Raw genomic sequence first — 12,548 nt, 5'->3', positions numbered from 1 at the left:
ATTATTGATCCTGTTCGAAAGCGTCGTAGGCGCGCTCAAAGCGCGCAAGATTCTCGGCCGTGTAGGCGGCGTAGTCGAAGTCGATGGTGGAGTGGATTTCGGACACCATGCTCCACAATGTCTCGCGCAGCAGCGAGGCGCACTTCATGGCTTGGTAACGGCGCCAGAGGTCCGCGCTCAGAGGCATTTGGTAGTAAGCGTCGAGCATCGATTGCTCGGCTGCCTCGGAGAACTCGCTGTTGGAGGCAAGACCGCCAAGGTCGAAAAGCGGCGTGTTGAACCCCGCATAGTCCCAGTCGATCAGCCACAGGCGCTTGCCGTCATCGAGAAAGTTGGCGGCCAGCATGTCATTGTGGCCGAAGGCGATCTCGAACGGGCCACCCGCCGCCTCCAGCGTTTCGGCCTTGGCGAGCAGATCCGGGAAAAGCCGGCGATAGCGGCTGTCGGCGGCTTCCAGATTGGCGATGTAGTCGCGAATGACATGGAACACCCAGAAGATCGCCGCCGCGCCGCGAAATTCGCGGGCGATGTCATGGTGGCATGCCCGCACCAGGGGGATCACACGCTCCAAAGTCTCGGGGCGCCGAATATCCTCCGGCGTGAGCGCCTTCGACTCGATGTAGTCGAGGACGAGCACGCCCGGCGCATGATGAATGACCTCAGGCGACAGTCCCGCTGCATATGCGGCCTGGCTAGCGGCAAGCTCGTTCTGCCGGCTGATATGGTGAACAGGAATGTCTTCGCCCAATCGAACGACGCGGCGAACCGCGCGATCCCGCACCAGATAATTCCGGTTTGTGATGCCACCGGTGATTGGGACAATTTCGATCGGACCCTGCCAAATGCCAAGCGCATGAATCCGATCTTCAGGCGTCACGCTTTTCCCCTTCGCGGCCTATCCTATTGAAATCATGGCCAGAGAGGGATCAGCTGTCAAGCGCGACTAGATTGCGGCGCCTGATGCATCAAAGACATGACACCGCGCCGGATCGAAGGACGCTTTCACGTTCGTTCCGCGTTCGACCTTCTGCTGTCCGTCAAGCGCTATCGTCAGCTGCTGCCCATCCGGCGTCTTCGCGTAGAGCATGGTCGCGCCGCCAAGGTTTTCAACGAGATCGACATTGACAGTCGCGAGTGTGATCCCGCCGGTTTCGAGCACCGAAAGATGTTCCGGCCTGATGCCGAAGGTAACGGCTTGCCCGGCCTCGGTGTTGAGCCGGCGCGGCAGGCGAACGGCGTTGCCGCAGACGTTGATGGTTGTGTCGGCTTCGCCGACCTGCTCGATGCGGGCCTGCAGGAAGTTCATCTTCGGACTGCCGATAAAGCCCGCGACGAAGCGGTTGGCCGGGTTGTTGTAGAGATCGAGCGGCGCGCCGACCTGCTCGATACGGCCGGAGTTCAGCACCACGATCTTGTCAGCCATGGTCATGGCTTCCACTTGGTCGTGGGTGACGTAGATCATCGTATTGCCGAGGCTGCGATGCAGGCGGGAAATCTCGACGCGCATCTGCACTCGCAGTTCCGCGTCGAGGTTGGAGAGCGGTTCGTCGAACAGGAAGATGCGCGGCTCGCGCACGATCGCGCGACCGATCGCGACGCGCTGGCGTTGGCCGCCGGAGAGCGCCTTCGGCTTCCTCTCCAGCAGCTTTTCGATCTGCAGGATTTCGGCGGCGCGCTTCACCTTCGGCTGAATCTCGGCCTTCTTGTAGCCGGCCGTCTCAAGACCGAAGGCCAAGTTCTTGTAGACGGACATATGCGGGTAGAGCGCATAGGACTGGAACACCATCGCGATGCCGCGCTTGGCCGGCGCCACCTCGTTCATCCGCTCGTTGTCGAGCAGCAGCGCGCCGCCGGTGATCTCTTCGAGACCCGCGATCATGCGCAAGAGCGTGGACTTGCCGCAGCCCGACGGGCCAACAAAGACCGCGAACTCGCCGGGATCGATCTTCAGGTCGATGCCGTGGATAACGTCAAGCGCGCCGTAGCGCTTTTCGACCTTCTGGAGAACGACGCTTGTTGCCATGATCTCAGGATCCTCCCTGGTCCATTATTTCGTGCGAGCACGCCAGTCGGCGTACTTCGGGCTGTCCGATCCGATCGGCAGGATGACTTCGCTGCCGGTATCGGACGATTGGTAGATCGCGGTCACGAGTTCAAGCGCGCGGCGCGCGTCCTTTGTCGTCACCGGCAGCGGACCATTGCCGCTGAGATAGGCATGGAAATGCTCCATCTGGGTGGTGAAACGCGGAGCCACCGGCCGCCAGTCGCCGATGACCGCGTCGATGCGCGCCTGAATCGCGTCATTGCCGGCGATGATCTTCCATGGATCCTTGCCCGGCGAATAGGGCTCGTGGTTGCTCTCGAAAGTGACGTTCTCGAAATGCAGCCGCAGGCGACTGATCTGCTCCTGCGAACCAAGCGTGCAGGAGAGCGACACGAAGGCGCCGTTCTGCATCAGCAGGCTCGCCGAGGCGCAATCCTCGACCTCGATGTCGTTAACGCGGGTCGCGACGCGGCCGAATACCTTTGAGACCGGTCCCATCAGGTGCAGCAGCATGTCGTGCAGATGCAGCGCGTGTGTCACCAACACGCCGCCGAGCTCGGTCGCCCATTTGCCGCGCCACGGCACGGCGTAATATTCGGGCGTCCGCAGCCAGAAGGTTTCCACCGAGCCCATGTAGGGCTTGCCCGCGATGCCGGCCTCGATGATGCGCTTCGTCTTTTCGATGCCGTCGCCGTAACGATATTGGAAGATCGGCATCAGCGTGCCCTTGGCCGCCTTCTCCGCCTGCATGATCGTGTCGACGCCTGATAGAGAGCCTGTCAGCGGCTTCTCGCAGATGACGTGCTTGCCCGCCGCCAGCGCCGCCACGACCTGCTCCAGGTGGATGCCGGGCGGCGTGCAGATGTCGACGATATCGACGCTCTCGTCAGCCAGTACATCGGCAAACGAGGTCGTGCGCTTGGCGATGTCAAATTCGTCGCCGATCTCGCGCAGCCGTTCTTCGTTCAGGTCGCAGATCGCTACGACCTTGAACTTATCGGGATGCGGCAGATAGCCTTCGACGATGTGGGAACGGCCGATGCCGCAGCCAACGATCGCAACTCTCTTGATACTCATTGATCTATATCCGTAACTGCATCAGCGCTTCATGCCCGTCGTGGCGATGCCTTCGATCAGCAGCCGCTGGAAGAACAGGAAGAAGAAGAACACCGGCACCAGTGTCAGTGTCGACATGGCGAACAGGCCACCCCAGTCCGATGCGCTGGTCGAGTCGACGAAGGTGCGCAGGCCGAGCTGGATCGTGTAGGTGTTCATGTCGTTGAGGTAGATCAGCGGCCCGAAGAAATCGTCCCAGGTCCAGATGAAGGAGAAGATCGCGGCGGTCGCGAGCACCGGCAGGGACAGCGGCAGCATGATCTTCCAGTAGATACGCCAGGCGCTGCAGCCGTCCATCATCGCCGCCTCATCGAGTTCGCGCGGGATGCCGCGGAAGAACTGAACCATCAGGAAGATGAAGAACGCGTCGCTTGCCAGGAACTTCGGCACAACCAGAGGCAGGATGGTGTTGACCCAGCCGAGGTTGAGGAACAACACGTATTGCGGGATCAGCGTCACGTGATACGGGATCATCAGCGTGCCGAGCATGATCGCGAACCAAAAGTTCCGGCCGGCAAAACGCAACCGTGCGAAGGCATAGGCCGCGAGCGAACAGGCAACGACATTGCCGATCACGGTGAGGACCGAGATGACCAGCGAGTTCCAGAAGAAGCGGCCGAAGGTGATGTCGAGGCCGACCCAACCGCGCAGGTAGGACGAGAAGTCGATCGATGACGGGATGAGCGAAGTCGATGCGAAGATCTCGTTTTCCGGGCGGACCGACGCGGACACCATCCACAGCAGCGGATAGAGCATCAGCAGCGAACCCAGGATCAGCAGCGTATGGACCGTGATCGACGCAGGAAGGCTGCGCTTGGTGATGTCCGAAGGCGGTGCCGCAACGGCTGATGTAATTCCGTTAGTCATCGTAGTGCACCCAATAACGCGAGGTCAGGAAGGAGAAGGCCGTGAAGATCGCGATGATCAGCACGAGGACCCAGGCGAGCGCAGAGGCGTAGCCCATCCGGAAGTTTCCGAAAGCCTCCTGATAGAGATAGAGCGTGTAGAAGAGCGTCGAGTTGATCGGTCCGCCGGTGCCGCCCGAGATGATGAAGGCAGGTGTGAAAGCCTTGAAGGCATCGATCGTTTGCACGACGGCATTGAAGAAGATGACAGGCGTCAGCAGCGGCAGGGTGATCTTGTAGAACTGCCGGAACTTGGACGCGCCGTCGAGGCTGGCGGCCTCATACATGTCGGTCGGAATCTGCCGCAGACCGGCCAGGAAGATGATCATCGGCGAGCCGAACTGCCAGACGCTGAGCGCTACCAGCGTGTAGATCGAGTAGCTCGGATGAGAAATCCAGCTCGGACCCTCGATACCAAAGTTGGCGAGCGCCGCGTTGACCAGGCCGTCGCCGGCGAAGAGCTGCCGCCAGAGGACGGCGATCGCCACGCTGCCGCCAAGCAGCGACGGCAGGTAGAAGATCGCGCGGTAGAGCGGCAGGCCGCGCACGCCTTTGTTGAGCGCCATCGCGACCAGCAGCGCGAAGGTTAGCTTAAACGGAACAGAGAGAACGACATATGTCAGGGTCACCGACATCGCCGACGCGAATTTCGGGTCGGCCGTCGCGATGCGCACGTAGTTGGCGGTACCCACCCAGCCCGGTGACTGCAACATGTCGAAGTCGGTGAAGGACAGGTAGAGCGACATCAGGGCTGGTCCGAGCGTCAGCCCGAAAAAGCCCAGAAGCCAGGGCAGCAGGAAGAGGTAGCCCGGAGCATTGGCATTCCACAGCCGCCTAAAACGGCTGTCTGCCACTGCTCCCTGGTAATGTTCCACCGCTACGGCTCCGCCGGCCGTCGTGCGCATCGCATTGGTCATAGTCTCAACCTCGCGAGAGAATACGCGTGATCTCGTCCACAAGCTGCTTGCCGCCATCGGCCGGCGCCAGTTGGCCAAAGGCAACCTGCTCGGAAATGTTGCGCAAGGTCAGTTCGCCTTCACCCGCGCCCGAGGGCGGTGGCGGTGGCAGCTTGCCCGCCAGCTCTCCAAGTCCGGAGACGTATTCCAGCGGGATTTTTCCGACGTCGTCGAGTTTGGCCGCGACGACGTCGCGCATGGCAGCCGACTCCGGAATGCCGCGTTCGACACCGAGCAAGACCGCAGCATCCGGATTCTGCACGAAGAAGTTTACGTAGTCGACGGCCTGCTCAAGCACCTTCGACTGCGACGAGACCGAGAAGAACATCGATGGCTTGCGGTAGTGCCCACCCTTGGAGTCCTTGGTGACCCGCATGTAGTTGGTCAGCGCAAGCTTGTCCTTGTTCATCTGCTGATAGGCAACGAACTGGTTTGAGTGAGCATAGCCGGCGGCCGACTTGCCAAGCGAAACCGTGTTGGTCTCGATATCGTTCTTGTCCAACGCCTGAACGTCGGCGGGAACGCAGGCGCCGCTTTCGCGGAACTTGTTCCACATATCGAACCATTCGGAGGCTTCCTCGACGCCGAAGCCAATCTTGCCGTCCGCCGTGTAGAGCGCCTTGCCGCGCTGGCGGAGGTAGTTTTCGAACAGCGGCTCGGCGCCGCTGCCGTCGGCCATGCCGAACATGCCCTTCCGCTTGCCCGCCTTGGTCATCTCGGCAGCCATCTTTCCGAACTCTTCCCATGTGGTTGCCTGGGTCGGCAGTTCTATGCCTGCTTCCTGGAAGGCAGTCGTGTTGAGCACGGTTGCGGCCGAATTGGCACCCAGGCTGACACCGTAAAGGTGTCCATCTACACTGCCGCCCTCGACCTGTGCCTTGTCGAAATCGCTAAGGTTGAGCTTGGCCGGCATGTAGGACTCAAGCGGTGCAAGCGCGCCGCGCCCGGCATATTCGACGATGTAGCGATAATCCATCTGGATCACGTCGGGCGCATTCTTGCCGGCAACCTGCGTTGCCAGGCGCGGCCAGTAATCGCCCCAGCCGAGAAATTCGCCGGTAATCGAAACGCCGGGATTTTTCGACTTGTAGAGATCCGAGACCTTGTTGGTGCGGTCGGCGCGCGGTTGCGAGCCCCACCATATGAGGCGAAGTCGGGCATCCTGCGCGAATGCAGGGGCGCCGAACGCCGAAAGCGATAGGAGCGAAGCTCCGCCCGCCATGAAGCCACGTCTGTTTATGCTGAACGTCATCTGTTTTCCTCCTCCCTTGGGGAGCGCCTCCACACGCTCCTTGCTGGTTTCTCTTGCAACAAATAACTAATTGGTTACAAGCTATGGACAAGCGTTGAGGCTGTCAAGCGCTGATGTGATGCTGCTCCTCATGCTTCTCGTTTTTACAATCTGTTCGCAACGTATTATGAGCGCAATGGGGAAATCAGAAAGGTGGGCCGATGGAAGGCGCCGGCAGAAATGGGGAAAAGAAGCGAGTGAGGCGTCGTTCGCCCGAGCGTGTTTTGCAGCGCGATCCCGAAAGGACCCGTGCGGCAATTCTCGAGGCGGCGACCAAGGAATTCGCCGAGAACGGCATGGGCGGGGCCCGTGTCGATGCGATCGCGGAGCGGGCAGGCACCAACAAGCGCATGCTCTACCACTATTTCGGCGATAAGGAGCAGCTGTATCTCAAGGTGTTGGAAGAGGCTTACGTCGGCATCCGCACCGCCGAGCGCGAGCTCCATATTGGCGATCGCACACCTCAGGAGGGAATTGGCGAGCTTGCGCTCTTCACCTGGCGCTATTTTCTGAAGCATCCCGAATTCCTCAGCCTGCTGGGGACCGAGAACCTTCATCGTGCGCGCTGGCTACGCCAATCCGTGCGGTTGAAAGAGCTGCATTCGCATTTGATCGGCGAACTCTCCGAGGTGCTGGAGCGCGGGAAGAAGGCTGGTGTCTTCATCGCCGATGCCGATCCGCTGAACGTTTACCTGACGATTGCCTCGCTTGGTTACTTCTATCTTTCCAATCAGTACACGCTTTCGACGATCTTCGGCCGCGACCTTGTCGAGCCGAGCAGTCTCGATGCCTGGGAGCGGCATATCGTCCACGTAACTCTGGCGTCGATCACGGCCTGATCTTCAAATTCCAGATCGGCTATTGACAGCGACCGCCGACTGCCGTCAGGTAACTGTTTAGTTACAGGTCGTCCTGAATCGCGTGGGGGCGCGACTTTTGGGCGGTCGAGCACCGAACCATTGTTCGTTTCATGAGGCATGAGGAGGATCATACGATGGAGAAACGTCGCTTTGCCCTGATCGGAACGGGAAACCGCGGCACCACCATGTGGGGCAAGGAACTGCTTGCCGGCTGGCGCGAGCATGTGGATCTGGTCGCGATCGTCGACACCAACTCGCTGCGTGCCGAGCGCGCCCGCACGATGATCGGCAGCAATGCGCCGATCTATGAGAATATCGACGCGATGCTCGCCGAACAGCAGGTCGACCTCGTCATCGTCTGCACCCCAGACTATACGCATGACGATATCGTCGTCCGTGCCCTTGAAGCCGGCATCGATGTCATCACGGAAAAGCCGATGACCACGGCCGTCGACAAGATCCGCCGGATCCTCGATGCGGAAAAGCGCACCGGCAGGCGCGTGGATGTCTCCTTCAACTACCGCTATGCCCCGACCGCAGCCAAGATCAAGGAACTGCTGAACGCTGGCGAGATCGGCCGTGTGACATCAGTCGACTTCCACTGGTACCTCGATACCAAGCACGGCGCGGACTATTTCCGCCGCTGGCATGCCTATGCGGAGAATTCCGGCAGCCTCTTCGTGCACAAGGCGACCCATCACTTCGACCTGCTGAACTGGTACCTGGACAGCGACCCGGATGCTATCACCTCGTTTGCCGACCTGCAAAACTACGGCCGCAAGGGGCCATTCCGTGGCACGCGCTGCAAGCTCTGTCCGCATACGGGGGAGTGTGACTACTTCCTCGATCTTGAGGCAGATCCCTTCCTCGACTCGCTCTACGAAGACCCATCGAAGATCGACGGCTACTTCCGCGATGGCTGCGTATACCGTGAAGACATCGATATCCCCGACACGATGGTCGTCAGCATCCGCTACAAGAACAACGTCCACGTCTCCTATTCGCTGAACACCTTCCAGCCGATCGAAGGTCACCACATCGCGTTCAACGGCACACATGGGCGCATCGAGCTGCGCCAGTACGAGAAGCAGCCATGGGAGACCCCTGACGAGGACACCATCCTGCTCGTTCGCAACTTTCCGAAAGACAAGCCCGCCGTCGAACGCATCATCGTGCCGCATTCGGCGGGCGGCCACTACGGCGGCGACAACCGCATGCGCAACATGATCTTCAAGCAGGGCATGGAAGACAAGCTCGGGCAGCGTGCCGGGACACGTGCCGGCGCGATGTCGGTACTGTGCGGCATTGCAGCCCTGACAAGTTCGCGCACCGGCAAGGTCGTAAAGATCTCCGACCTGATGCCGGAGATCGTCGCAGGCGTTGCTCCGGCAAATCTGAAGGCCGGCTAGCAGCTCTTGGGCATGTCCTACGCGATCAGCGCCAAATCGTGGTGCAGGATCCGATAGAGGAGCGGTTCGCCATTGACGAAGCGCACTATTTCATCAGCCACCATATCGCCGAGTCGTCCGCGCTCCAGCCCGACGGCGCCGGCGATATGCGGTGTCAGAAAGACATTCGGCAAATCATAGAAAGCAGACATCGGCTCCGGTATTTCCGGCTCGGTCACGTCGATGATCGCGTCGATCCGTCCGCTAGTAAGTGTCTTCAGCAGCGCTGCTTCGTCGATCAAGGCGCCGCGTGCTGTGTTGATCAGCGTCGCGCCCTCCCTCATAAGCGAAAGCTCTTCGGTTCCGATCATATGAAGGGTCGAGGGCAATGACGGCGCGTGCAGGCTGACGATATCCGACTGTTTCATCAACGTGACCAGATCGACCTTCTCCGTGCCGAGACTGCTCGCCTCGACAGCATCGACGGTCGGATCGAAGAGCAGAACGCGGTACGCGAACGGACGCAGCAGTTCGACAACCCGTCGGCCGATACGCGACGCGCCGACTATGCCGACCGTCCGGCGATAGTTTCCGATCGCCAGCCGCTGCATCGCGTGCGTCCGATCACGATCACGGTCCGCGACGTAGAGATCGCGGAACCGGAACACCTGTTTGCCGGCGAAGATGATTGCGGCAAGCGTAAACTCGGCAACCGGGATCGCATTGGCCTCGGCTGCGTGCGTTACGGCAATGCCGGCATCGAAGACTTGCTCGTCCACAATCCCTTTCACTGTCCCGGCGGCATGTGCAATCAGCCGCAGCCTTGGGGCGGCAGCCAGCACGTCGCGCCCGACGTAGGGCGAGCCCCATCCGGTGATCAGCACGTCAGCCTCGGCGAGAATCTGTTTGGCGCGATTGTCGTCAAAGCGTTCGAGCGGTTCGACGTCGAGCAGGCGTCCGATTTCGCTCAGTCGGTGTAGCGTCTCCGGAGATAGAACATGCTCCGTCCGCGACGGCTGCATGGCAAGCGCGATCGCAGGGTGCTTCATGACATCTGCCCCGGCGCCTCGATGGCACTGACCGTGATGCCCTCGCTCGCTACACGTGCTTCGAGTTCGGTGATATCAGGCGCATCAGGCGGTGTAGTCCACGCACCCGTCACCGTGGACGGGCTGTTGGCGGCAAGCACAGCGGTCATCAGGATCGTTTGCCCTGCCGGGACTTCACCGCGCAGTTGCGGCACGAGCGTCTTGGCGACGATCATGTTCGTATTCGGCGGTGCCTTCTGCGTCAGGCCCACACGCGGAGCCTGTGACCCCAAATCGATAATGCCGCTGAAATCCACGTCGCCGATCGCATAAGCGCTTGAACCGTCCGCGACAAGCGTGTCGAGCTCGAAGTCACGGCGTGCAATTGCAAAGCCGCCTTCGGCGGTTTGTAGAGGTCGTGGGGTATTGATCCGGTGGACGCGGATATGCCAGGGCGCTGCCGGTACCAACCAGGTCTCGACATCCACATCCCGAAATGGCGACCATTTGGAATAAAGGACGTCGCCTGCAAGCTTGGCCTCCTGATTGGTCTCGCGGGTCCGGTAGTGCAGGCCGTCGTCACTGAAGGCGAGGGTGGAATCGAGGGCTGCGCCCGCAAAATTGCGCTCGTCGGATTCGACACTGAAGCCGTAGCGGCTGGAATAGGCGAACTTCGCATATTTCTCCGTGCCGAATCGCATCTGCAGATTCTCCTGGCCGGAGGAGAGCGCCACGACGTCACCGTCATTGCGCATCAAGACCATGCCGGGATGGCGTTGCGGCAGGACACTCGCCGTCTCGGCAGGCGGCGTCTCCTGCGCGGTCCAGAAAGGATGATCCGGGGCAAGGGCAAGCGGCAGGAATGCCTTGAAAGCCCAGTAGGGCGAACCCGCCGAATTGTAATTCTCTGACATCAGCAGGTTGGGATATCCAAAGCCGATTGAAAGAATGCCGTCACGGTTGGTCATCGGCTTGTCCTTCCACCAGCGCAGATGCTGCAGGCAAAGGCTCTTGATCTCACCCCAGGGCAACGCTTCGAGGTCGGCAAACGCAAGCGCCGACCAGAAGCCAGCGCAGGCGAACCGGTAGGTCAGGCTGCGGCCGAACGGAATTGTCGCTCCATCCGCGCCAAACCAGTGCCTGAAGTCGTTTGCGAAGAGGAGGGCGCGCTCGCGGTACCGCCTTGCGTAGTCGTCATCGACGAGCTTGGAATAGATCAACCCGTAGAAATGCATGGCGAACGGAATGTAGTGGTCGATCCGGCGCACGTTGCCGTCACGGTACCAGCCGTCACCGATATAGAAGCCCTCAAGCTCCTCAAGATACTGTCTGGTCCGGCTGCGGTCGAAATTGGCGCCGACGCGGTCGAGTGCAATGTCGACGAAAATGCGGAAGAATTTCCAGTTGTTGTCGGCATAGTCGAACTGCCGGGCATGTTTGAGATAGGTAACAACATTGTCGCGCGCCCGGCCACCCAGTGGTTCCCAGACCTTCTCAGGTACCAGCGCCAAGGCAAAACCAAGCGCGGCCAGCTCCACCATGCGCTGATCGCGACCGCTGACCGTTCCCCAATACTCCGGATGCTTTGGATCCGTGCCGTTGGCGATGCCCTCGGCAAAGCGATGCCATTCGGCAAACTCGCCGCCGCCAGCTCCGAATGGCGCCAAGCCCCACAGCGGCCTGGCAAAACCTTCGAGATCGGCCGCAGCACGATCGAAATGCGCGGCCGCGCCGTCGAGCCGCACACGCGCATTGCCTGCCGAAAAATAGGGAAGCAACGGATCGAACAGGTCGCGAAGGGCGCGAGACATGTCCTCGCGCGTTTCCAGCGCGTTGTTGGCGAGCGGATTTGCACTTGCAGGGTCATAGGTCATCGGCATTGCTCTCTTGGGACTGCGGGACGGTGCCGCCGGCAATGGGGACGACGGCATGGCAAATCTGGCGGGCAGGGGCGGCACGATCCTTAAACCGCGCAACCATGAGACCGGCCGCTTCCCTGCCAAGCGCCACGCGGTCGACGCGCATGGTCGATAGCGGTGGGTTGGTCATCAGTGCGCAGGGAAGGTCGTCGAAGCCGACGATCGCGAAATCTTCAGGTACACGCAGGCCAGCCTCGGTCACGGCTTCGAGAACGCCCACGGCAATGAAATCGTTCATGCAGAAGGCGGCGGTGAAGCCGGCATTCTCGGCAAGCACCGCTGCGGTCAATTCATGTGCTTCAAGGCTTGCGCTGCCATGGAAGGTCATCGACACGAGCCGCCCCTCGGCGCCGTCGACGTCGTCGATCGCGGCTGTGAAGCCCCGCACGCGTTCGCGAATGGTATGGCGATGCGAGCCCGTCAGATGCAGAATTCGGCGGTGGCCCGCATTCAGCAGGCGAGAGGTCGCAGCATGGGCCCCGAAGAAATTCGAGGGAGAAACGCCGTCCATCCGCAGCTGCGGATCGGTCCCGTTGACGAGTACCGTCGGGATTGCTGCATCCTCTATCCAGGCACGCAGGTCGGCGCTCGGATCGATGCCTACAAGAAACAATCCGCCTGCGCCTGCTGTCTGCATGTAGTCGTGCACCACATCAGGCGTCGCTCTGTTCTCCCTGATCAGCCGAACCTCGAAGGGGATGCCTCCATCGAGTGCGCCGGCGCGCAGTCCTTCGACGATCCCCTCGTAGAAGACGCTGAGCCCGCCGGTGACGCCGTCGCTTGCAATCAGGGCGAGGGTGCCGCGCATCGCCCCGCTTGCGCTGCGCGCCGAATAGCCGTTGTCGGCCGCCACCTTGAGGATGTGCTGGCGCACGTTTTCGCTGATGCCGGGCTCGTTGGCGAGCACGCGGGATACGGTGGATACGGACACGCCAGCCATCGCGGCGATATCGGCCTGTCTCAGGCGCTTGGTCTTGATGTCGTTCATAACGTCGAAATTATGCAAATTATGCAAATTTGCAAGCGAAAGATAATTTGTTG

11 protein-coding genes are annotated in these 12,548 nt (G+C 60.7%); 2 read left to right on the top strand and 9 right to left on the bottom strand.

Going from position 1 to position 12,548, the window contains the following annotated elements; genetic code table 11:
• Window position 1: 1 nt before the first annotated feature.
• The 6 genes from JNB88_RS02590 to JNB88_RS02565 all read right to left on the bottom strand — a co-directional run bounded on the left by JNB88_RS02590 (window position 2) and on the right by JNB88_RS02565 (window position 6,273).
• Entirely contained in the window at window positions 2-877 is an 876-nt protein-coding gene (locus tag JNB88_RS02590; protein WP_220354174.1) for a phosphotransferase, read from the bottom strand.
• Between the two features lie 66 nt (window positions 878-943).
• The gene (locus tag JNB88_RS02585; protein WP_220354173.1) at window positions 944-2,023 is read right to left on the bottom strand and encodes an ABC transporter ATP-binding protein; all 1,080 of its coding nucleotides are present in this window, start codon (window positions 2,021-2,023) and stop codon (window positions 944-946) included.
• 24 nt (window positions 2,024-2,047) lie between these two features.
• A complete protein-coding gene (locus JNB88_RS02580) occupies window positions 2,048-3,121 on the bottom strand; it encodes a Gfo/Idh/MocA family protein (RefSeq protein ID WP_220354172.1) in 1,074 nt (357 codons plus the stop codon).
• A 21-nt stretch (window positions 3,122-3,142) separates the two neighbouring features.
• Entirely contained in the window at window positions 3,143-4,027 is an 885-nt protein-coding gene (locus JNB88_RS02575) for a carbohydrate ABC transporter permease (RefSeq protein ID WP_037131054.1), read from the bottom strand.
• Window positions 4,020-4,982 (bottom strand): carbohydrate ABC transporter permease, encoded by a 963-nt coding sequence (locus tag JNB88_RS02570; protein ID WP_220354171.1) that lies wholly within the window; start codon window positions 4,980-4,982, stop codon window positions 4,020-4,022. Before JNB88_RS02570 ends, JNB88_RS02575 begins: the two co-directional genes overlap by 8 nt.
• Before the next feature lie 4 nt (window positions 4,983-4,986).
• Window positions 4,987-6,273 carry an ABC transporter substrate-binding protein gene (locus JNB88_RS02565; RefSeq protein ID WP_037131048.1) on the bottom strand — a complete coding sequence of 429 codons (1,287 nt, stop codon included), beginning with the start codon at window positions 6,271-6,273 and terminating at the stop codon, window positions 4,987-4,989.
• A gap of 200 nt (window positions 6,274-6,473) precedes the next feature.
• Here JNB88_RS02565 and JNB88_RS02560 point away from each other — a divergent pair, with 200 nt between their 5' ends.
• Together JNB88_RS02560 and JNB88_RS02555 are read left to right on the top strand one after the other, a co-directional pair.
• Entirely contained in the window at window positions 6,474-7,151 is a 678-nt protein-coding gene (locus JNB88_RS02560) for a TetR/AcrR family transcriptional regulator (protein ID WP_220354170.1), read from the top strand.
• Window positions 7,152-7,306: 155 nt separating this feature from the next.
• Window positions 7,307-8,581 (top strand): Gfo/Idh/MocA family protein, encoded by a 1,275-nt coding sequence (locus JNB88_RS02555; RefSeq protein ID WP_220354169.1) that lies wholly within the window; start codon window positions 7,307-7,309, stop codon window positions 8,579-8,581.
• A 17-nt stretch (window positions 8,582-8,598) separates the two neighbouring features.
• Here JNB88_RS02555 and JNB88_RS02550 read toward each other — a convergent pair whose 3' ends face one another.
• The 3 genes from JNB88_RS02550 to JNB88_RS02540 are packed head-to-tail and all read right to left on the bottom strand — an operon-like array spanning window position 8,599 to window position 12,495.
• Entirely contained in the window at window positions 8,599-9,609 is a 1,011-nt protein-coding gene (locus tag JNB88_RS02550; protein WP_220354168.1) for a hydroxyacid dehydrogenase, read from the bottom strand.
• Window positions 9,606-11,462: a DUF2264 domain-containing protein gene (locus JNB88_RS02545; RefSeq protein ID WP_220354167.1), complete on the bottom strand. Its 1,857-nt coding sequence runs from the start codon at window positions 11,460-11,462 to the stop codon at window positions 9,606-9,608. The genes JNB88_RS02550 and JNB88_RS02545 overlap by 4 nt, the downstream gene beginning before the upstream one ends.
• Window positions 11,452-12,495: a LacI family DNA-binding transcriptional regulator gene (locus JNB88_RS02540; RefSeq protein ID WP_220354166.1), complete on the bottom strand. Its 1,044-nt coding sequence runs from the start codon at window positions 12,493-12,495 to the stop codon at window positions 11,452-11,454. The genes JNB88_RS02545 and JNB88_RS02540 overlap by 11 nt, the downstream gene beginning before the upstream one ends.
• Between the last annotated feature and the right edge of the window lie 53 nt (window positions 12,496-12,548).

The sequence above is a fragment of the Rhizobium cauense genome, from assembly GCF_019511525.1.
Classification (GTDB): Bacteria; Pseudomonadota; Alphaproteobacteria; order Rhizobiales; family Rhizobiaceae; genus Rhizobium; species Rhizobium cauense.
Note: the sequence above shows the minus strand (reverse complement) of the source record. Positions and strands in the feature narration are given on the sequence as shown.

What these genes read in the sequence shown, in the direction of transcription:
- JNB88_RS02545 (WP_220354167.1), bottom strand. Translation starts at nt 11,462, where the DNA reads ATGACCTATGACCCTGCAAGTGCAAATCCGCTCGCCAACAACGCGCTG.
- JNB88_RS02550 (WP_220354168.1), bottom strand. Translation starts at nt 9,609, where the DNA reads ATGAAGCACCCTGCGATCGCGCTTGCCATGCAGCCGTCGCGGACGGAG.
- JNB88_RS02580 (WP_220354172.1), bottom strand. Translation starts at nt 3,121, where the DNA reads ATGAGTATCAAGAGAGTTGCGATCGTTGGCTGCGGCATCGGCCGTTCC.
- JNB88_RS02565 (WP_037131048.1), bottom strand. Translation starts at nt 6,273, where the DNA reads ATGACGTTCAGCATAAACAGACGTGGCTTCATGGCGGGCGGAGCTTCG.
- JNB88_RS02570 (WP_220354171.1), bottom strand. Translation starts at nt 4,982, where the DNA reads ATGACCAATGCGATGCGCACGACGGCCGGCGGAGCCGTAGCGGTGGAA.
- JNB88_RS02585 (WP_220354173.1), bottom strand. Translation starts at nt 2,023, where the DNA reads ATGGCAACAAGCGTCGTTCTCCAGAAGGTCGAAAAGCGCTACGGCGCG.
- JNB88_RS02575 (WP_037131054.1), bottom strand. Translation starts at nt 4,027, where the DNA reads ATGACTAACGGAATTACATCAGCCGTTGCGGCACCGCCTTCGGACATC.
- JNB88_RS02540 (WP_220354166.1), bottom strand. Translation starts at nt 12,495, where the DNA reads ATGAACGACATCAAGACCAAGCGCCTGAGACAGGCCGATATCGCCGCG.
- JNB88_RS02560 (WP_220354170.1), top strand. Translation starts at nt 6,474, where the DNA reads ATGGAAGGCGCCGGCAGAAATGGGGAAAAGAAGCGAGTGAGGCGTCGT.
- JNB88_RS02555 (WP_220354169.1), top strand. Translation starts at nt 7,307, where the DNA reads ATGGAGAAACGTCGCTTTGCCCTGATCGGAACGGGAAACCGCGGCACC.